The organism is Helicobacter typhlonius, assembly GCF_001460635.1.
Classification (GTDB): Bacteria; Campylobacterota; Campylobacteria; order Campylobacterales; family Helicobacteraceae; genus Helicobacter_C; species Helicobacter_C typhlonius.
The window spans coordinates 467356-486683 of record NZ_LN907858.1; the positions used below are offsets into that span (position 1 = coordinate 467356).

A 19328-nucleotide genomic window follows, 5' to 3' on the forward strand; every position below is an offset into this window, starting at 1 on the left:
AATTACACCAAAAAAATCGAACTCGATTCTAAACGCAAGTCTTGTGGCAGACTTTTTAAGGGCAGGGCAAAGGAGAAAAGTAAAGACTTTGGCACACTATCCCATTGGTTGCCCCTGCTCCCTATGGCATTGCTTTGTGTTTTTGCACTAATGCAAAATGGCACATTGAGCTTGTCTTCTTTAATCATCTCTATGGCGTAAGTCTGTGTGGATTCTAATGTATCAAAGTGATAAATGCGCGAATTAAGAAGCGCGATAAATGCGCTATCAAAGCCTGTAAGGTGAGAATCTAGCATAACACATCGCCTATTTTTAGGTGCTTACCGCGCAGATAGAGTGCTGCTTCAAGTCTGTTTTTACCCTCCTGCTGCAAAGAGTCAATATTTAAGCTCCCGCTTCTGCAGCCCACAACGATACTTGAATCCCCGATTTTTAGAATCTCACCCGCATTGTGAGATTCATTAGATTCTATAAGGCTCACATCAAAGAGCTTGAGCGTGTAGCCTTTCACGCTTTGGATAAAGATATGGGGCCACTCGCAATAGGCAAGGTAGCTTTTATACACATTTTGTGCAGATTCTAAACACATAAAACCATCGCTTTTTTTGATTTTTGTGCAATAGCTTGAATCCGCGTCAATTTGCCTTAAGGGCTCGATTTTTTCAAAGTTTTTCAATACAAATGTCGCGAGTTTTGCTCCAGATTCAGCAAGTTGTGAGGAAAGCTCCGTAATATTTTGCTGTGTATTTGCAACATAAGATATGCCTAGAATATCGCCATTATCGAGTTCTTCACCCATTCTCATCGCACTTATGCCAAAGTATGGGCTTTGAGAGAGAATCATCTGCTGCAAAGGACTTGCCCCACGCCACAAAGGCAAGATAGAAGCGTGGATATTGATACAAGGCGCAATGTCTAAAAAAGCTTTGGGTAGAATCTTCCCATACGCTACAACAAGTATCATATCGGGTTTTAGAATCTGCATATTTTCAATAAAATCTTGCGTAATACTGCTAGGCTGAAAAATATGTGGCATAGATTCAGAATCTTGCTTTAGGTTTGTCTTTATTTTTTGCAGGAGCATTGCCTTTGTGTGTGGAGGTTTTAGCTCGGCTTTTCTCCCAAAGGGTTTATCAGGCTGACAAATAAGCGCAACAATTTCAAAAAAATCATCGTCTAATAGCGGGGCAAAAATTTCCCACGCAAACGCAGGAGTCCCGGCGAGGATAAGTCTCATAGAATCCACTCCTTAATATCACTTGAGCAAAAAAGTGTGCCAGAAGTATGCTTTTTATGCAGGAGAAAATCGCGTAAAATATCGAGTTTGCGCCCATTGCTTAAAAACATCATTCTGTTATGTTTGAGTAAAAAATCAGCCGCTAGAAGTTTGGTTACAATACCCCCTGTGGCAAAGCTCTCATTTGGCGTGTGGTTTTCTTGCAAGGCACTTGGTGCAATACTATGCACGATTGGTAGAATCTTGGCATCAGGGAATTGATGAGGATTCTTATCAAAATAGCCATCAATATCGCTTAAAATCACAAGCAGTTTTGCGCCAAAATAATGCGCCACATACGCGCCTAACCTGTCGTTATCGCCAAATACAATTTCATCTGTGGCGATTGTATCGTTTTCGTTGATGATTGGTAGCACATTATGCGATAAAAGCGTGTCTATGGTGTTTTTGGCAAAATCTGTGTGTCGTCTTGAATCAAAATCGCGCCATACGAGCAATAGTTGGGCGATTGTGATATTGTGCTGCAAAAAGGCATTGCGATAAGATTCCATAAGCAAGGGTTGCCCGATGCTTGCTAGGGCTTGTTTATTTTGTAAGATATTTCTATCAATAGTAAGCTCTGTGTGTCCGCTTGCCACCGCACCAGAGCTTACCAAAATGACATCATATTGCGTCTTTAGCTCACTAATGATATTTGCAAGGGCTTGAATCTGCGTTTTGTCAATGATTTTGCCATTGCAGAGGTTTGATGAGCCTACCTTTAAAACAATGCGTGGCTTTTGCATTTATAGAATCTCCTTTTGTTTGTTAAGATAATGCCTATACACACTTTCTATACCCTCTCTAAGAGAGATTTTTGCCTGCCAACCGAGCTTGTTTAGTCTGCTTGTGTCCATAAGTTTTTGTGGCGTGCCATTTGGCTTAGTGCTATCAAAGACGAGTTTGCCATTAAATCCCACAATATCCTTTACCAATGTCGCAAGTTCGTATATGCTTACATCATCGCCATAGCCGACATTGAGGTGGGTATTGCGAATCTGCGGCGCACAAGTGGTGGCGAGGTCTTTAAAAGATATGCGCTCCATTACAAATACACAGGCTTCTGCCATATCTCGCACGTGGAGAAATTCCCTACGAGGTGTGCCATCGCCCCAAATACTCACTTGTGAATCCTCTATGCCAAATCGCGCTAAATACTCCTGTAAGTCTGTGCCATTTAGCCCTGTATCGCGCTCTAAGCCTTGTATATGCTTTTGCTCTAAGAGTTTTGCAAGGTGCATTTTACGCAAGAGTGCAGGGAGGACGTGGGAGGTTTCTAAATCAAAATTATCATTATTGCCATAGAGATTTGTAGGCATTACAGAGACAAAGTCGCAACCATACTGCAAGGCGAAGCTTTCACACATTTTGATTCCTGCGATTTTAGCAATCGCATAAGGCTCATTTGTGTATTCTAGCTCACTTGTAAGTAGCACATCTTCGCCCATAGGTTGAGGAGCATTTTTTGGGTAAATGCACGAGCTACCAAGGAAAAGGAGCTTTTTAACACCATATTTATAAGCATTGTAGATAATGTGATTTTGTATAGCGAGATTCTCATAGATAAAATCTGCGCGGTAAGTGTTATTTGCTAGAATCCCACCCACTTTTGCAGCAGCTAAAAAGACATATTCGGGGCGATAGGTGCTAAAAAAATCTTCCACCGCGCTAGAAGAGAGCAAGTTAAGCTCATTGCGCGTTTTGGCAATAAGTTGCGTATAGCCCTGCTGCTTGAGATATTCAAGTATGCTTGAGCCTACAAGTCCCCTATGTCCAGCAACAAAGATTTTAGAATCTTTTTGCATTGCAATCCCCTTATGTTTTAAAATATATTTTAAAGGGCGTATTATATCCAACATCACTCTTAAGTCGCTTAAGTTTCTTGCGCATTATGCAAAGGATATGTAGCAAATGTGAGAATCTAGCTTGATTCTAAAATATCAGCAAAAATAGAGCGGTAAGTAGATTTTAAAAGCAAGTTTTGTAAGTTTTAGGGCATTGCTTAGAATCTTCCTTATATTTTATATCGCAATTGCAGCGCATAACTTGCCCCAGCTACACGATAGAAGTCATAGTAGCGATTGTTTGTGATATTAGCAAAACTTGCTGATAAGTCAATGCCATTTTTGAAGTTGTAGCCACATTTTGCATTAAGCGTGAATTGCGCCTCATAATTCCCATAGGTGTTTTTAAGCGCGGGAGTATTCATATCATCTGCGAAAAATGCCGGTGCATAATATGCCCAAATTGAGCCATAGAATCCATATTGTGGAAAGTAATTTAGCGCAATATTTGCCATATGCTTTGGCGTAGCGGCGAGTTGTTTGCCCTCTGTATTAGGCTTTGCGTCATTTTTTAGAATCTTAGTAAGTGTAAGCGTGTAGTTGCCCTCTATAAATACATCGCGCATAATCGGCACTTGCGCGCTTAGCTCCGCGCCGTGAATCCTCCCCCGCCCTGCATTAATATTTTTATATGGATTATTTTGATTTCCCGCGCCAGAGCGGTAAATCATATCCCATAACTCGGTATCGTAGTAGTAGAGTTTGCCCTCAAAGCTTTTGTTGTAGTATTCTGCGCCTATATCAAAGCTTAGCGCACTCTCTTGTTTTAAGTCGGGGTTAATCTCCCAAAAAGTGTTGCCGTGTGTGAATTGATACATATCCCTCATAGTTGGCATTCTAAAGCCCGAGCCAAGCGAAGTTTTAAAGATGAGTCCTTGTGTAGATTCTGGTGTGTAGTTGAGCGAGAGTTTCGGGCTAAGGATAGAGGCGATTGCACCTTGATTGTGGCGATTTGTAGTGGGATTAAGCGTATTGGTGAGATACCCTGCGTAATTACGCCAATAGTCATAGCGGATTCCAAGTGAGCTAGAGAGTGATTGTGAAAGACTAGAATGAAGATTCATAAATGCCGATGCTACGAAAGCCTTGCCGCCATAGCTTCTATAAGTATCTGTGCGTGTGCTGGAGACTTTCCAATTTGTCATATTGCGATTATGCTGCACGAAGTCATAGTAGCGAAATTGCGCGGCACTAATGAGTGTGTGGCGACTGCCAAGATTCATAGTATAGATAATATCTATATAGTTGCTTGTAGAATCTATATCCTGCGTCCCTCCTGCTCCGCCATATCTATTGCCCTCGTCCTGTGTTGCGTCTTGCCAAAGGCTAAAGAGATTCATTGATGAAAAAGAGAGTTTGAGCGAGGAGCTGTCAAAATCGTGCTCATAGGTGAGATTCCCAAGTAGATGAGAATAATTGCCTATACCGCCAATCCCCGAGCCTACAAAATAATCTTTGCCATCTACAAGGTTTGTGCTTTGCCCCGCATTATCGGTGATGTAGCTTGTGAAATGTTTGAATTTATAGCTGTGATTAGAGAAGCTAAGCATAGCGGAGAGCATATGAGAATCGTTTATGCCATATTCTGCTTTCAAGCGCACATCATAAATGTGATAGTTTCGCTTGCCTCCATCACCAATGATGAGATTTCCTGCCTTGTCTGTTGTAATACCGCTTATGTCATTGGGGGCTTGAATGCCACTTGGCAGTGTGGTGGGAAAGCTTGGGTAACCCTCGCTTTGTGTGTATCCCGCACTAAGCTTGAGCCTTAGCTTTTTATCGAAAAACACATCGCCTACATTCGCATAGGCGCGGATAAGATTCTTATCCGCGGTATCTTTGACAAACTCATCACCATAGCTTATGATGATTTGAGATGAAAATTCGCTTGGCATTGCGGTGATGAAATTTACTACACCACCAATCGCACCTGCACCATAGAGGCTAGAGAATGTCCCGCGCGCCACCTCCACGCGTTCTACATCATAGAGTGAAATTTGATTTAAGATTCTGCTCTCTCCTTCCAAATCGCTCAAAATCACTCCATCAAGCATAAGCAGTGTGCCATAATTGATACCGCGAATCTTTATTTTTGGGCGAGGATTGAAACTTGTATCATTATCCACGCGCACACCAGCAAGTTTTTTAAGCGTATCGGTGATTTTGGTATTTGGCATATTTTGAATCTGCCTCGCATTTAGCACACTTGCGTTGCCCGGGATTTTTTCCACATCGGTGGCAAGCGCACTCTCTTTGACGATAGATGGACTGAATGTATAGGACTCTATACCATAGGCATTGACGCAACGTGTGAGGACAAACAAGCTTAAAAATGACAAGGAGGCAACAAAGCGAGGGAGATAAAACATAGTATTGCCTTATGTAATAAGATATAATACATATTTTATTATAGCACAACTTAAATATTACTTATACTTATTTTTTATTATTTTGAATATGATATACTACTGCTTTTTGGGTTTTATAAATCTTGCAAAAGCTTAGAATCTTAAGGATAAATATGCGCGTAATCATCGTATTTTTTATGTATATAGGCGTGGTATGGGGAAAAAATACCCTCATTGTAGCGGTGTCGGAGAATATCGGTGCGCTAAATCCTCAAGGTTATCAGGGTAATGCAATGTTTGCGCAAAATGCGGTGTATGAAGGGTTGGTGCGTGTGGATAAGCGAGGCAAGATTGTGCCAAGTCTTGCTACTATGTGGGAGATTAGCACAGATGCTTTGCAGTATGATTTTACCCTGCGTGAGGGGGTGAGATTCTCAAATGGTGAGGAGTTTAACGCTGACGCGGTGGTGAAAAACTTTGAATCTGTGTTAAAAAATCGAGCAAGACATTCGTGGAGTGGGCTTGCTGTAGCTTTAGAATCCGCACAAAAACTCGCGCCCCACAAAGTGCGCTTGATTCTTAAAAAGCCTTATAGCCCGACATTAGATGAACTCGCAGTGGCGCGTCCTTTTAGATTCTTAGCACCAAGTGCTATGCCTAAAGATTTAGACTTGATAAAGCACAATCCACAACCCATTGGCACGGGCGCGTATATGTTGGCTAAAAGTGTGTATGGTGTGAGTGATACATTGGTGAAAAATCCTCACTATTGGGATAAGGACGCCTATAATGGCATCTATTATGATGAGGTAATTTTGAAAGTGATTTATGACCCGAGCTCAAAAATTGCCGCACTAAAGAGTGGGCAGATTGATATGATCTATGGGAACGACCAGATTCCGTTAGAAATTTTTAAGAGTATGCAAAGGGGCGCGCAGTTTCATACTTATCTAAGTCCGCCCATTTATACAACTAATCTTGTGATTAATTCCGCCTCACCCGCTTTCAAGCTCGGTAATACGGAATTAGAGCGCACCTTGCGTAAGGCTCTAGGCTATGGCATAGATAAGCAAAGGTTGATAAAAGCGGTGTATAGTGGCTTACAGGATACAACAGATTGTATGTTTCAGCCAAGCAAGGCTTGTGAAGAGGCGCATAGTATAAGCGCGAGTGAGCAAGAGGAGGCATTGGCATTTTTGCGAAAACATTTTGCAGATTCAAGGCAAAGGGGTATAGAAATCCTCTATATAGGTGATAATCCGGCGCAAAAGATGATGGCTGAAATTATCCAAAGCGATTTGAAAGCATTTGGCGTGAAAGTGCATATAAGCGCGAGTGAGTATAGTATCTATATGAATAGACTACTCAATGGGGCATTTGACATAGCTTTTAGGGATACTTGGGGTGCGCCCTATGATCCTTTGACTATCTTGCACTCTATGCTTATACCTAGCCACATCGACTATGCCGCGCAGCAGGGGCTACCAACAAAGCCTCTCATTGATGAGGAGATAAGAAAGCTCATCGCGCTTAATCCTCATATTAAGGCTTTTAAAGACACATTAGAGCGCATTATCTTTATGCTAGAGGATAGCGGTGTGTATATGCCCCTTAGCAATCAAAGAAATAAAGCTATAGCACACAAAAAGATTAAAGGCATTGATATGGGTGTTTCTAGCTATGAAGTGCCATTTTGGGAGTTTTATGAGGATTCTAAAAAATAGGGTAAGGCTTTTTACAAATGTTTTTCAAAAAGAAGTGCGGATTCTAAAAATGGATTCCAAGATAAGAATAGACTTTTAAAGTAAAAAGCAAGAATTTTTAAGATTCTAAAACTTAAACGAGGTGTGTATGAAAAAATTTGTGCTGTATAGGATAACGTGGATAGTGCCTATCGTGTTATTTGTATCTTTTGGGGTATTTGTGCTTTTGCGGCTTGGCGGGAGCGACCCTGTGATGAGCTATCTTATAGCTTCAAATCTCCCCGCCACGCCCGAACTTGTGGAGGAACTTCGAGCAAGTTTTGGACTTGATAAACCAATTTTGACACAATATTTCCTATGGCTTCAAGACGCTATAAAGCTTGATTTTGGCACATCGTATATGACCGGACGGAGTGTGAGCGAGGATTTTTTACATTTTTTACCAAACACACTTTTGCTTGTGTTGTGCGGATTCATTTTGACTTTCATCTTTGCCCTGCCTTTAGGAATATTAGGAATGTATTATCACAATCGATTCATAGATTTTGTAATTAGAATCTTTTGCTTTGTTGGTGTGAGTATGCCAAATTTTTGGTTTGCCTTTTTGCTTATGCTCTTTTTTAGTGTGTATCTTGGGTGGCTTCCTGCGGTGGGAATTGAGGGTGCGCAAAGCTTTATTATGCCAAGCCTTAGTATCGCGCTTATGTCTATTTGTGTCTTAGCGCGTCTCATTCGGGCAAATATGCTTCAAGTGCAGGAGGAGAGGCATATTGTATATGCGAGAATGCGTGGAATAAAGGGATTGAGGCTTTATATCACGCATATTTTTTATAACGCATTCTTGCCAATTCTTACCGCAATGGGTATGCATATAGGTGAGCTTATAGGCGGTGCGCTTGTGATTGAAAGCGTGTTTGGACTGCCCGGCATTGGGCTATATAGTATTCAGGGCATAGCAAATCACGATTTTCCGGTGATTGAGTGCTTTATTGTTGTGCTGGGTGCAACCTTTGTGCTGTGTAATGTGCTTGTTGATATACTCTATGCGCTTTTTGACCCGCGTATGCGTAGGCAAAATTACGCACTTGATGCAAAGGGCGAGATATGAGGGCGATGAGCTGGTGGGGCAAATGCGCTCTTGTGGGTATGGGTATCATCGCGCTTTTAGCATTTTTTGCACCTTTTGTTGCGCCTTATGCGCCTGATATGCAGGATTTGGATAATATTCTTGCTCCTGCGAGTGCGGCGCATTGGTGCGGGAGCGACTATTTGGGTAGGGATATTTTCTCTCGTATTCTCTATGGAGCAAGACTCTCATTAGGCTGTGCTGCGGTGATTTTGGCTTTTATTGTGATTTTGGGTATTAGTGTGGGAGGATTGTCTGGCTTTGTTGGTGGGAGGATTGACGCGCTGTGTATGCGTATATGCGATATTTTTATGAGTGTGCCAACTATCGCACTTTCTCTCTTTTTGGTCGGTGTGCTTGGGAGTGGGCTAGAAAATGTGATGATTGCGATTATTCTCACACATTGGGCGTGGTATGCGCGGATTGTGCGTAGTATCGTCTTTAGTCTCAAAAATAAAGAATATGTCCTGCTCTCTTTTACCTTTGGGGCGGGGAGTTTGCAGAGATTCAAAAGGCATTTGATGCTCCCTATCATCAGTCAATGCGCTGTTTTGGCAAGTATGGATATAGGGCACATTATGCTTCATATTGCTGGATTATCTTTTTTGGGGCTTGGTGTGCAGTCACCCACTGCTGAATGGGGCATTATGTTGAGCGAGGCAAAAGATTATCTATGGGATTATCCTATGTTGATTGTGTATCCGGGCTTGGCACTTTTTGTTTGTGTGGCTTTGGCAAATATGATAGGGGAGAGTCTGCGAGATAGCTTTGGTTTTGTGCATAAGCTTGAAGACTTTGTGTCAAAAAATACGCAAATTATAGAATCTGTGCAGATTCAAAGCGCAAAAAGCTTAGAATTAGAACATTTGCGCATCAAATCTTATGAAAATGAGCTTGTTAGTGTGGATTCTGTGCGAATTTATAGGGGAGAGTGTAGCGCACTGCTTGGCAAAAGTGGTAGTGGTAAGTCTCTTAGCGCATTTGCCTTGCAGGGCTTTATCTCTCCTAACCTTACACAGCAAGATGGGAGCGTTAGGCTCGATGATAAACTCATAAATCCTGCCTTGTATCGAGGCGTGATTTTTGCGTGTATTATGCAGAATCCGCGCACTTGCTTCAATCCGCTTTTGAGTATCAATTATCATTTTAAAGAGACTTGCAAGGCACTATATAAGCCCTATGATAGTGATTTTATTAGACAATGTTTATTGAATGCGGGGCTAGATTCTAATATTTTATCTGCTTATCCATTTGAGCTAAGCGGGGGAATGCTCCAGCGCGTGATGATAGCTCTTGCTTTGCTTACACAAGCACCATTTATTATAGCCGATGAGCCTACAAGCGACTTAGACAAGCCCATAGCCTATGAGATTTTGCGCACATTGCGAGACTTGAAAGATTCACATAATCTTGGTATTTTGCTTATCACGCACGATTTGGCGGCGGTAGCGGATAATGCAACATATGTCTATGTAATGGAGCAGGGGAGGATTATAGAATCTGCGCAGATTCTGCAGGGCAAAATAATGAAAGAGGGCGCACAAACACCTACAATGAGGCATTTAGCGCAAATATGCGCACAAAGGAGTGAAAATGCTCGAGCTTAAAAATGTGTCCTATTCCTACACCTCTTATCGTCTCTTTGGCACACGCACAAAGCAGGTGTTAAGGCATATTAACTTGCGTATGCAATCTCATCAAAGCCTAGCGATTATGGGGCAGAGTGGTTGTGGTAAGAGCACATTGGCTAAAATCGCGTGTGGGCTTTTGCACCCAAGTAAAGATGAAAATGGTGCGCGTGGTGTCGTGGAGTATAATTCTGCTTTATTGAAACTTAAAAACATAGAGACAAGAAGGGATTTTTATAGGCAAGTGCAGATTCTATTTCAAGACTGCATAGGCTCACTGAATCCTTATTATTCCTGCCTTGAAAATTGCCTCGAGTCGCTTCAATACCTCTCGCATTTAAGCAAGGAGGAGAGTATAGCGCGACTAAAGGCTTTGGCGCGAGACTTGGCATTGCCAGAGGATATATTTTCTAGGCAGGTTGGAAGTATCTCGGGTGGAGAGGCACAGCGAATATGCCTTATTCGTGCCCTCTGTGTCGAGCCAAAATTACTTATCCTTGATGAAAACACTTCCGGACTTGACTATGAGCTATCTTTGGCGGTGGTGGAATATTTAAAGCAGTGGCAAAAGCGCACAGGAGCGAGTATTTTGCTTATCACACACGATGAGGAAGTGGCGCGTAGATTATGTGATGATGTGCGCGTGATGAGCGCACAAGGTGAGTTAGAATCTTAAGCACAATCTCCTTGCCTTATATAATAAATTTCATCAAATCCTGCCAATAGCTTAAGGCACTTCAAAAATATAATCTCTAAGTGGTAGCCTAAAGAGATTTTGATTGCCAAGCGTAACATCTTTTAATGTTTGCGAGTTAGCAAAAAATGCTTTAAGCAGTGGCTTTATGGCGATGTAGGGAATCCCAAATGCGCTGCTTGTGTAGATAAGGCGATATTGTTGGGCTAGATTCTCTATATATTCCGTATTTGCATTATAAATTGTGCTGCTATTAAGGATAATTAAATCCCCGCTTTGTGGCGTAGTGATAGCATCGCTATTATACGCACTTATTGTTGAATATGGGTCATAGCCCCATAAGCGCATTTTTTCCCATAATGTCGGGGAATTTTCATCTTTGATTTTTATATCAACATTATGTGTATGATATATTATTTCTAAATATTTTGCGAAATATCCCCAATACCAAGTGGCGTAATTTTCGCCGCGCCCGTTGCCCTCAAAATAAATGTTAAGCGTTTGATGAGATTCTGCTCTCTTTTTTGCTTTATCTGCGACAAAGGCTAGGGCATTGTGAAATTTTACTCCTTCACTTTTGAGAGAGATATAGCTGTAAATACCAGCGGGTAGGGTGTTTATGCAAATGAGAATTACACAGACTATGCTTAGAATCTTAAATATTTTAAATCGTATATAATGAAGCTGATAGAGAAAATAAAGCATTCCAACAAGGCTTACAAAATAAATAGGTATGAGATAGTAGGATTCAAAAAGTTTAAGCTTGATAAAGGCACACGCATATAAGAATCCTCCCAAAAGCAAACTATCCCAAAAGATATGATATCTATCACTTTTCACAATAAACCTATAAATTCTATACAAAAGCAAACTCGGCAATAAAAGTAGTAAAAGGCTGTCATTAAGCATAAAGTTAAAAAGCCCTTTGAGTGTATGGAGCAATTCCTCGTGCGCACTAAGAAATATCCCACGCGCATAAGTTTTTTCTATATTTGGCATAATAAGTAGGGCATACAACACAAGAAACAAAAGCGCACTTGCGAGTAATGCACCATAATAGGCATAGGCTTTTGTGCCTTTTTTGTGCTTAAGAGAATCTATGAGCATAAGCAATCCAACACTACCAATCATTAAAAAGGTAGGCTCTTTGTAATATAAGGCGAGATTCGCACTTATGAATCCAATAATGGCACTAGGAATGTTTGTATTTTGATAGAATCTTATACTAGATAGGACAAAGAGGCTTAGAAAAAGCACTTGCAAACGCTCGGGGTAACAGATACCAAGCATTATTGTAATAAAGCCCGGGTGTAAAAATATACAAAGTAAAAGCACCACACGCAAAGTATAGTGCCTCTCCTGTAACACAAGGGCAAATAAAATCCATAGCAAAAGCCCCACGGCAAAGACGATAAGCGCATTAAAGGCAAAAAACATATAAGGATTGTGTGAAAATATCGCAATGAGATTTAAATCCAAAGAAGCCAGAGGAAAAAACCGCCCGCTACTAGGTGTGTAGCCATTAAATATGGGTTGAGATTCATAAATTTTAAGCCACATCCAAATATCATCGAGATTGTAAGTATAGCGCGAGTAGCAAACAATGCCTATGCAATAAAGAGAAAGAAAGGCAAAAAAGAAAAAAGTGTATTTATGGGAGTGCGGGGTAAATGTATGAGAGAGAAGATACTTTATCCCCCCCCCCGCTAGCTTATAAGTATTAGGGGTTTGTATATTTCTTTCCATTTTTATCCTTTGAAGTTGGTATAGGGCGCACAGATTGGGCGTAAAATAAAGGGCTAGTTTTGCATCACTCAAAATAGCTTAGAATCTTATAGCCACCATCTTTGAGGTATTTATCCTTTTGCATAAGTTTCAAATCACTTTGCACCATATCTTTGATGAGTGCATTTAAATCATATTCTGGAATCCACCCGAGTTTCTCTCGTGCCTTACTCGCATCGCCAATAAGCAAATCCACTTCAGTAGGGCGGAAATATCGTTCATCTACGCTCACCACTTCTTTGCCAATTTCTAGCTGAAAGTCCCCATTGCATTTTTTGATATAGCCTTTTTCATTGACGCCCTCACCTCTAAACTCTACTTCAATGCCAAGCTCACTAAACGCCATTTTGACAAAATCACGCACTTCTGTGGTAACGCCTGTAGCAATCACCCAATCTTCGGGCTTTTGAGCTTGTAAAATAAGCCACATCATACGCACATAGTCTTTAGCGTGTCCCCAATCGCGTTTAGCAGAGAGATTCCCAAGATAGAGATTATCTTGCAATCCTAGTGCAATTTTTGCCACGGCTCGTGTGATTTTGCGCGTTACGAAAGTTTCGCCTCGTATGGGGCTTTCGTGGTTAAATAAGATTCCATTACAGGCAAACATATCATACGCCTCGCGGTAATTTATCGTTATCCAATAGGCATAGAGTTTCGCACACGCATAAGGGCTACGTGGATAAAAGGGCGTTTTTTCACTTTGTGGAATCTCCTGCACCAAGCCATAAAGCTCACTTGTGGAGGCTTGATAGATTTTGCTTTTTTGTGTTAATCCTAAAAGTCGCACGGCTTCTAAGATTCTAAGTGTGCCTATTCCATCGGCATTTGCAGTATATTCTGGCGTCTCAAAACTCACGGCTACGTGGCTCATCGCGGCGAGATTGTAGATTTCATCAGGTTGTGTATCTGCAATAATGCGTGTGAGATTCATAGAATCGGTTAAATCCCCATAATGTAGGAAAAAATTGCGATTATCAATGTGCGGGTCTTGATAGAGATGGTCGATTCTATCGGTGTTAAAAAGAGAACTCCTGCGCTTTACCCCGTGCACTTCATAGCCTTTTTTAAGGAGAAATTCTGCTAGATATGCGCCATCTTGCCCAGTAATTCCTGTGATAAGAGCCTTTTTCATTTTTATCCTTTGTAAAAATAGCGTATTGTAGGGTAAATTTGCTTAAGCGAAGTTATTGCCTTAAGGGGAGACTTTTAAATCTACAAAGGATTAAGAATCTAGTTTTTTAAGATGATTTGAAAGCTCATTAAATGAATAAGTGCTTTGCCACATCTTTAAAGGTATCCGTAGGTGAGTGGTATATTGACAAATGATAAAAAATAAGGAGCGTCCTAACTCATACGCGAGAAGTGTTCGATAGCTTTTGCTAATTCACCCAAAGTCTTATCAATATCGCTTCCCTCATCGCATATGTTATCACGCACACAATGATTGATATGTCCTTCAAGCACGATTTGTCCTACCTTGTGTATTGCGCTTTTTGCCGCGTTGAGTTGGATAAGCACATCTGGGCAGGACGCATTCTCGCTGATCATTTTATCAATGCCATTGATCTGGGCAGGACGCATTCTCGCTGATCATTTTATCAATGCCATTGAGTTGTCCTATAATGCGTTGCAATCTTTTGTGAATGTTTTGTGCGTTTTGTTCATACATAATAGCTCCTTATGAGATTCTGCGGTAGCTTAATGCCTCGAGAATATGCGATTTGGATATATATTTTTCATTGGCTAAATCTGCAATGGTGCGTGCCACTTTTTTAATCTTATTTTGTGCGCGATATGAAAGTGAAAATCGCTCACTTGCCTGTTTGAGTAGAGATTCGCATTCATTATCAAGTGCGCAAAAAAGTGCAATATCCTTTTCTTCAAGCTTGCCATTAAAGACTTTTTGTCCTCGCTCCTTTTGCAAGGCAAATGCGTTAAAAACCATTTTTTGCATACTTTGTGAATCTAGCTCCTTGTTGCTTTGTGATGTGTTTTCATCGTATTCGCTCATCTGCACAAATAAATCAATCCTATCAAGGAGTGGTTCGGAAAGTCTCGTGCGATAGGCGCTAATCTCCCTGTCTTGACAGCGACATTCCTTGCTTTTACTGAGTAGATTCCCACAGGGGCAGGGATTAAGCGCACATACAAAAAGAAAATTTGTATCATACTCAAGTTTGGAATGCACACGCGAGATAACAAGCTTATTGTTTTCAAGCGGCTCACGCAAAGATTCTAAAATATCCCTCTTAAAATGTGGCAATTCATCAAAAAATAAAATGCCATTGTGCGCAAGGGCAATCTCGCCGGGCTTGCTCTCAAACTGCGTAGCCGAGCCTAAAATACTTGACTTGCTGGCACTTTGGTGGGGGTTTCTAAAGGGGCGCAGGGGCGTATAGCCTGTATTTTGCTTATTTAGTGCTTGGTGCTTGACATTTTCTATCATCTCCTGCAAGGAGCTAGGGGGCAATATATATAAAAGTCTCTTTGCAATCATACTTTTTCCGCAGCCGGGTGAGCCCTCCATCATAAAGTTATGGAATCCCGCAGCAGCTACGAGTGCGGCGCGTTTAGCAACCTGCTGACCCTTGACCTCCGCAAAATCGTGCATAAAGCTATCATCATAAAAATATTGCTCCCCTGCAATCTCTATATTCTTAAAGCCAAATGTGGGTGCATTAGAATCTTGTGCTTTCGCTATAAAGGCTACTTCTGGTTGGTTTAGAATCTCAATAGCTTCTTTCAAATGCGAGACAAAACACAGAGTGAGATTGGGTATAGGGCTAAGTAAATCTCTCGCACAGGAGGGGACAAAAACCCTTGCTTGTGGATACAAAAGCGCAATATCAAGTAGAAGTGGATAGATAGATTCAAGATATTTGATACTGCCATCAAGTCCAAGCTCTCCAAAGGCAAAATAAGGCTCACTCTCCTGTGTGTTTTTCTGCAGGGCAAGGGCGATGGGTAGATCAAAATGCCCTCCACTCTTTGGCAAATCCGAGGGAGAGAGATTGATATTGACTTTAAGTGGAGGGAGCGTGATACCGCTATTTGCAAGGGCTGATAGGACGCGCTGTTTAGATTCTAAAATGGAGCTATGGGCGAGTCCTGTGATGTTAAATTGCGGTAAGCCCTTGGTAAAAGCCGCCTCTACTTCCACCACTTTCGCGCTTGTGCCAAAACTTGTAGCGGTAAGAATCGTATATGTCATTTATAATCTTTATTCTTTAGAGTTTTTACACTTTTTGAGTTCTTTTTCAAATTTTTTGCGCCTTAAGATTGGGAGCTTATCGACAAAAAGCACACCATTGAGATGATCAATCTCGTGCTGAATTGCCACGGCTAAAAAGCCCTCTGCCTTTAGAATCTTATCATTTCCATATCTGTCTTTATAAGCAATAGAAACTTTATTGAATCTTTTTATGCTCTCATAAAAATTTGGCACAGAAAGGCAACCTTCGTCCCATTCTATACTATCTTCTTGCATCAAAAATGTGGGGTTAATAATCTCGAGTAAATCTTCCTTGTACTGGTTATTGTCCTCACGTGGAATGTTGATAACGAGAATCTGCTTCGCCTCACCCACTTGGATAGCTGCTAGTCCCACGCCATTACGCTCTATCATCGTATCGTACATATCATCAAGGAAACAATGAAGATTTTCATCAAAGCACTCCACCGGCTTGGACTTCTCCCTAAGCCTTTTTGTGTCCTCAGGATAAGTCAAAATCGTCAAAACTGCCAAAGCCATCTCCCGGTAATTCAAAGCTATCTGCGTCATCATCATCACTTGCCAAGCTATTATTGTCTTGCACCTTGGCTTGCGAGAATTTGAGGCTCTCACCCTCTTTTTGCGCGAGCTGTAACTGCTCTTTTGCCTCTTGTATCATTTGCTCTGGTGCTTTATTCACATCAAAGACTATGCCGCCCATAGTAATATTTAAAGACAGCTCCGTGCCATCAATGAAAATATGAGTCGTTTTACATTTGTGTATTACATCTTTGCATAAAGCTATTGCATCATCAATTTGCACATTTTTAAGTAGCATACCGAATCTTCCGCCTCCTAAATATGAGACAATGTCCTTCGTGCCGATGTTTTTTGACACAATCCGCGCAATATTTTTAAAGATAATCACAAGCTGATTTTGCTCATTTATTTGTGATGTGAGCTCTTTTACAGGGGCTAAAACCACCACCGCACAAGCCCTTGGAAAGTCCTTTCCATTTTTGCATTCAAGTTCAAGCGTATGGACGAAAAACGAGCGCGTATAAATGCCAAGGGTCGTATCATACATCGCGCCAGACTTGACATTGGAGGATTGCGCATACATCTCACGATATGAGCGCGTGATAAAATCCGCTTGCACCACAAATTGCTTATGGAACCCTCTCATCTCATTCATCAGCACCTTTATGGCATTTTGTGCACCGAGCGGATTTGTAATTGCAGTAATTTCGGCTAGTCGCTTTTGTGTGTTGCTTTCCATTACAGACATTTGTTTGCAGAGAGTAAGTAAATGCTCAAGTATGGTTCGCAGGGTCGCAAAATTATCATTAAAAACCTTTTCAAGCGCAATAAGGCGCGTATCGTGGTGAGAACTCTCAACAATCGCCTTGATTTTCTCGCGCACATCTTCATCTTGCTCTTGTGAAAGCGTTTTCTCAAAATATGCTTCAAAGTTTTCAGGCAAGGGTAGAATATCATCTTTTTCAAGAGCTTCTAGGGCTTGTTTAGATATGGAGCTTAGCTTCTGTGTTGTCTCGGTGGGAGTAGGCGCTACCTCTTTTTGGAGTTTTTTCTTTTTTTTCTCCTCTAGCCCAGCATCGTCAAGATTCCCAAAAAAGTCATTGTTGCCAATATCATCCAAGTTCAAATCGTCCAAATCCATACCATACCTCCTAAGAATCTATACAATCGCCTACTTCAAGCTTTTTGTAAGCACCTCATCAATTAGCCCGTATTTTTTTGCTTCCTCCCCACTCATAAAATAATCGCGCTCGGTATCACGGCTAATCTTTTCTATGCTTTGCCCAGTATTTTGTGCCATTATTTCATTGAGTGATTTTTTCAAACGTAAAATTTCTTTTGCCTGAATCTCAATATCGGTAGCCTGTCCCTGTGCGCCACCTAAAGGTTGATGAATCATAATGCGTGAATTTGGCAAAGAGAACCGCTTTCCTTTCGTGCCAGAGCTTAATAAAAAGGCACCAGCGGAAGCAGCTTGTCCAATACAAATCGTGCTAATATCCGAGCGGATATAATTCATCGTATCATAAATGCTAAATGCACTCGTAATCACGCCACCGGGAGAATTGATATAAAAATTAATATCTTTTTCTGGGTCTTCTGCCTCTAAAAAAAGTAGCTGCGCCACAATAGAGGAGGCAACATAGTCATTAATTTCGCCACTAAGTAAGATAATGCGATCTTTTAAGAGGCGCGAGTAAATATCATAGCTACGCTCACCGCGACCTGTGCGCTCAATCACATAAGGTATATAACTACTCATTTGCTTCCCCGCTTCCCCCATCTGCTTTGCTTACTTTTGCATTCTTGCTCGTAGATTTTGTAGATTCAAACTTTGTATCAAGCAAATGGTGCAATACTCTATCCTCAATCATTGTCATCTTAATCGCAGGAAGAATATTGTTCTTTTGGTAATATTCGATTGTTGCGCGTGGGTCTTGCCCCATCATCATCGCTTCATAATAAATCGTCTGCATTACTTCGTTATCACTTACCACAATGTTGTATTGTTTCGCAAGGGCGTCCATAATGAATGTAATCTGCACACTTTTTCGCGCCTCATCGCGCTTTTCCTCGCGCTGTTTTCGCGCCTCATCTTTATTATTTTTTAGATTTTCAAACTCCTCTGGCTTAAGCTGTGAGAGTGAATTTCTAAATAAAATATCCATTTCCTGCTCGACAATCAATTCTGGCAAATCAAATGTGATGCTTTTAAGCAGAGATTCTATAAGTGCGGTTTTTAGCTCTTTATTGTAAAGCTCATTTTTTTGCTCTATTTCAAGCTGCTCTTTTATCATATCCTTAAATGTTGTGAGAGTAGCTTCCTCACCCACTACGCTTTTTGCAAAGGCATCATTGATTTTTGTTTCGTCTTTTTGCAAAATTTTATGCAAGGTTACATCAAATCTCGCCTCTTTTCCGGCTAAATGCGCGGCTTGATAATCTGCGGGAAAAGTAACCTTAATGCCCCTTTTTTCGCCCTTTTTCATACCGATGAGCGCGTCCTCAAAGCCGGGTATAAATTGATTCGAACCAATAAGGAGGTTAAAGTTTTCTCCCTTGCCTCCCTCAAACGCCTTATCATCGATAAATCCCTCAAAATCGATATTTGCGGTATCATCTTTTTGTAATGCTCTGTCTTCTGCTACCTCACTTAGCGGAGCGCGATTTTTGGCAATTTCTGCTATGCGTTCATCAATTTGTGCTTGTGTAATGGCTTTGAGTTTGACTTCAGGCACATAATCCTGCACTTTTTCAAGCGAGAAAGTAGGCGTAATACTTACTTTGATTTCAAGCTCGATTTTAGAATCTTGTTTGTCAAATTTCGCAATCACAGGACTACCGATAAGCTCATTAGGCGCGATACCAAGCTCTTTGAGTGCAGAATCTAATAAATCCTGTATTGCTTCTTGTTGTGCATCTTGTTCGACTTGCTCCTTGTAGCGCGTCTTAATCACTTGTGAGGGAACTTTACCCTTTCTAAACCCATCAATCTTAGCACTTTTAGCGATTTTTTTGATAACTTTATCAAACTTCTCCTCAAGTGTTTTTAATGTGATACTACCATTAATGGTAGCATTTGCGTTATTTGTGCGTTTTGTAGTGAAATTCATAGGCTTCCTTAATAAAATAAAAAAGTATAATTTGGTATTCTAACAAAAAAATCTTAA

At 41.0% G+C, this 19328-nt stretch carries 18 protein-coding genes; 4 read left to right on the plus strand and 14 right to left on the minus strand.

What is annotated here, in order from left to right:
* Positions 1–2 precede the first annotated feature (2 nt).
* The 5 genes from BN2458_RS10295 to BN2458_RS02360 all read right to left on the minus strand — a co-directional run bounded on the left by BN2458_RS10295 (position 3) and on the right by BN2458_RS02360 (position 5489).
* Positions 3–296, minus strand: a complete 294-nt coding sequence (locus tag BN2458_RS10295) for a lipoate--protein ligase family protein (RefSeq protein ID WP_231944828.1) — start codon at positions 294–296, stop codon at positions 3–5.
* The gene (locus BN2458_RS02345) at positions 290–1237 is read right to left on the minus strand and encodes a methionyl-tRNA formyltransferase (RefSeq protein WP_034326871.1); all 948 of its coding nucleotides are present in this window, start codon (positions 1235–1237) and stop codon (positions 290–292) included. Before BN2458_RS02345 ends, BN2458_RS10295 begins: the two co-directional genes overlap by 7 nt.
* Positions 1234–2022: a glutamate 5-kinase gene (gene proB / locus BN2458_RS02350; protein ID WP_034326873.1), complete on the minus strand. Its 789-nt coding sequence runs from the start codon at positions 2020–2022 to the stop codon at positions 1234–1236. The genes BN2458_RS02345 and proB overlap by 4 nt, the downstream gene beginning before the upstream one ends.
* On the minus strand, positions 2023–3081 hold the full coding sequence (locus BN2458_RS02355; RefSeq protein ID WP_034326875.1) for a GDP-L-fucose synthase family protein: 1059 nt from the start codon (positions 3079–3081) through the stop codon (positions 2023–2025).
* Between the two features lie 209 nt (positions 3082–3290).
* Positions 3291–5489: a TonB-dependent receptor gene (locus tag BN2458_RS02360; protein ID WP_034342890.1), complete on the minus strand. Its 2199-nt coding sequence runs from the start codon at positions 5487–5489 to the stop codon at positions 3291–3293.
* Positions 5490–5641: 152 nt separating this feature from the next.
* Here BN2458_RS02360 and BN2458_RS02365 point away from each other — a divergent pair, with 152 nt between their 5' ends.
* The 4 genes from BN2458_RS02365 (at position 5642) to BN2458_RS02380 (ending at position 10601) form a co-directional block, all read left to right on the plus strand.
* A complete protein-coding gene (locus BN2458_RS02365; protein WP_034342893.1) occupies positions 5642–7192 on the plus strand; it encodes a nickel ABC transporter substrate-binding protein in 1551 nt (516 codons plus the stop codon).
* A gap of 127 nt (positions 7193–7319) precedes the next feature.
* On the plus strand, positions 7320–8279 hold the full coding sequence (locus tag BN2458_RS02370) for an ABC transporter permease subunit (RefSeq protein ID WP_052082121.1): 960 nt from the start codon (positions 7320–7322) through the stop codon (positions 8277–8279).
* Positions 8276–9904, plus strand: a complete 1629-nt coding sequence (gene nikC / locus BN2458_RS02375; RefSeq protein WP_034342895.1) for a nickel ABC transporter permease subunit NikC — start codon at positions 8276–8278, stop codon at positions 9902–9904. The genes BN2458_RS02370 and nikC overlap by 4 nt, the downstream gene beginning before the upstream one ends.
* Positions 9891–10601 carry an ATP-binding cassette domain-containing protein gene (locus BN2458_RS02380; protein ID WP_034326886.1) on the plus strand — a complete coding sequence of 237 codons (711 nt, stop codon included), beginning with the start codon at positions 9891–9893 and terminating at the stop codon, positions 10599–10601. Before nikC ends, BN2458_RS02380 begins: the two co-directional genes overlap by 14 nt.
* A gap of 51 nt (positions 10602–10652) precedes the next feature.
* Here BN2458_RS02380 and BN2458_RS02385 read toward each other — a convergent pair whose 3' ends face one another.
* The 9 genes from BN2458_RS02385 to tig form a co-directional block, all read right to left on the minus strand.
* Positions 10653–12365 (minus strand): hypothetical protein, encoded by a 1713-nt coding sequence (locus BN2458_RS02385; RefSeq protein WP_034342897.1) that lies wholly within the window; start codon positions 12363–12365, stop codon positions 10653–10655.
* Between the two features lie 64 nt (positions 12366–12429).
* Complete coding sequence (gmd, locus tag BN2458_RS02390; RefSeq protein WP_034327978.1) at positions 12430–13539, minus strand: GDP-mannose 4,6-dehydratase; 1110 nt, start codon at positions 13537–13539, stop codon at positions 12430–12432.
* 212 nt (positions 13540–13751) lie between these two features.
* Positions 13752–13988: a metal-sensing transcriptional repressor gene (locus BN2458_RS02395; RefSeq protein ID WP_034342901.1), complete on the minus strand. Its 237-nt coding sequence runs from the start codon at positions 13986–13988 to the stop codon at positions 13752–13754.
* Positions 13960–14076 (minus strand): metal-sensing transcriptional repressor, encoded by a 117-nt coding sequence (locus BN2458_RS10650; RefSeq protein WP_162845597.1) that lies wholly within the window; start codon positions 14074–14076, stop codon positions 13960–13962. The genes BN2458_RS02395 and BN2458_RS10650 overlap by 29 nt, the downstream gene beginning before the upstream one ends.
* 9 nt (positions 14077–14085) lie before the next feature.
* Positions 14086–15618 (minus strand): YifB family Mg chelatase-like AAA ATPase, encoded by a 1533-nt coding sequence (locus tag BN2458_RS02400; protein WP_034327983.1) that lies wholly within the window; start codon positions 15616–15618, stop codon positions 14086–14088.
* A gap of 9 nt (positions 15619–15627) precedes the next feature.
* Entirely contained in the window at positions 15628–16158 is a 531-nt protein-coding gene (def, locus tag BN2458_RS02405) for a peptide deformylase (protein ID WP_034327986.1), read from the minus strand.
* Positions 16121–17299 carry a GGDEF domain-containing protein gene (locus tag BN2458_RS02410; protein ID WP_034327989.1) on the minus strand — a complete coding sequence of 393 codons (1179 nt, stop codon included), beginning with the start codon at positions 17297–17299 and terminating at the stop codon, positions 16121–16123. Before BN2458_RS02410 ends, def begins: the two co-directional genes overlap by 38 nt.
* A 30-nt stretch (positions 17300–17329) precedes the next feature.
* Positions 17330–17920 (minus strand): ATP-dependent Clp endopeptidase proteolytic subunit ClpP, encoded by a 591-nt coding sequence (gene clpP, locus BN2458_RS02415; protein WP_034327991.1) that lies wholly within the window; start codon positions 17918–17920, stop codon positions 17330–17332.
* Positions 17913–19271: a trigger factor gene (tig, locus tag BN2458_RS02420; RefSeq protein WP_034342904.1), complete on the minus strand. Its 1359-nt coding sequence runs from the start codon at positions 19269–19271 to the stop codon at positions 17913–17915. Before tig ends, clpP begins: the two co-directional genes overlap by 8 nt.
* Between the last annotated feature and the right edge of the window lie 57 nt (positions 19272–19328).

Bases quoted from the DNA above. Each gene is read 5' to 3' on its own strand.
- nikC (WP_034342895.1), top strand. From the start codon at position 8,276: ATGAGGGCGATGAGCTGGTGGGGCAAATGCGCTCTTGTGGGTATGGGT.
- tig (WP_034342904.1), bottom strand. From the start codon at position 19,271: ATGAATTTCACTACAAAACGCACAAATAACGCAAATGCTACCATTAAT.
- BN2458_RS02380 (WP_034326886.1), top strand. From the start codon at position 9,891: ATGCTCGAGCTTAAAAATGTGTCCTATTCCTACACCTCTTATCGTCTC.
- def (WP_034327986.1), bottom strand. From the start codon at position 16,158: ATGGCTTTGGCAGTTTTGACGATTTTGACTTATCCTGAGGACACAAAA.
- clpP (WP_034327991.1), bottom strand. From the start codon at position 17,920: ATGAGTAGTTATATACCTTATGTGATTGAGCGCACAGGTCGCGGTGAG.
- BN2458_RS10650 (WP_162845597.1), bottom strand. From the start codon at position 14,076: ATGTATGAACAAAACGCACAAAACATTCACAAAAGATTGCAACGCATT.
- BN2458_RS02385 (WP_034342897.1), bottom strand. From the start codon at position 12,365: ATGGAAAGAAATATACAAACCCCTAATACTTATAAGCTAGCGGGGGGG.
- BN2458_RS02360 (WP_034342890.1), bottom strand. From the start codon at position 5,489: ATGTTTTATCTCCCTCGCTTTGTTGCCTCCTTGTCATTTTTAAGCTTG.
- BN2458_RS02365 (WP_034342893.1), top strand. From the start codon at position 5,642: ATGCGCGTAATCATCGTATTTTTTATGTATATAGGCGTGGTATGGGGA.
- BN2458_RS02345 (WP_034326871.1), bottom strand. From the start codon at position 1,237: ATGAGACTTATCCTCGCCGGGACTCCTGCGTTTGCGTGGGAAATTTTT.
- BN2458_RS02395 (WP_034342901.1), bottom strand. From the start codon at position 13,988: ATGCGTCCTGCCCAGATCAATGGCATTGATAAAATGATCAGCGAGAAT.
- BN2458_RS02370 (WP_052082121.1), top strand. From the start codon at position 7,320: ATGAAAAAATTTGTGCTGTATAGGATAACGTGGATAGTGCCTATCGTG.
- BN2458_RS10295 (WP_231944828.1), bottom strand. From the start codon at position 296: ATGCTAGATTCTCACCTTACAGGCTTTGATAGCGCATTTATCGCGCTT.
- BN2458_RS02410 (WP_034327989.1), bottom strand. From the start codon at position 17,299: ATGGATTTGGACGATTTGAACTTGGATGATATTGGCAACAATGACTTT.
- BN2458_RS02400 (WP_034327983.1), bottom strand. From the start codon at position 15,618: ATGACATATACGATTCTTACCGCTACAAGTTTTGGCACAAGCGCGAAA.
- gmd (WP_034327978.1), bottom strand. From the start codon at position 13,539: ATGAAAAAGGCTCTTATCACAGGAATTACTGGGCAAGATGGCGCATAT.
- BN2458_RS02355 (WP_034326875.1), bottom strand. From the start codon at position 3,081: ATGCAAAAAGATTCTAAAATCTTTGTTGCTGGACATAGGGGACTTGTA.
- proB (WP_034326873.1), bottom strand. From the start codon at position 2,022: ATGCAAAAGCCACGCATTGTTTTAAAGGTAGGCTCATCAAACCTCTGC.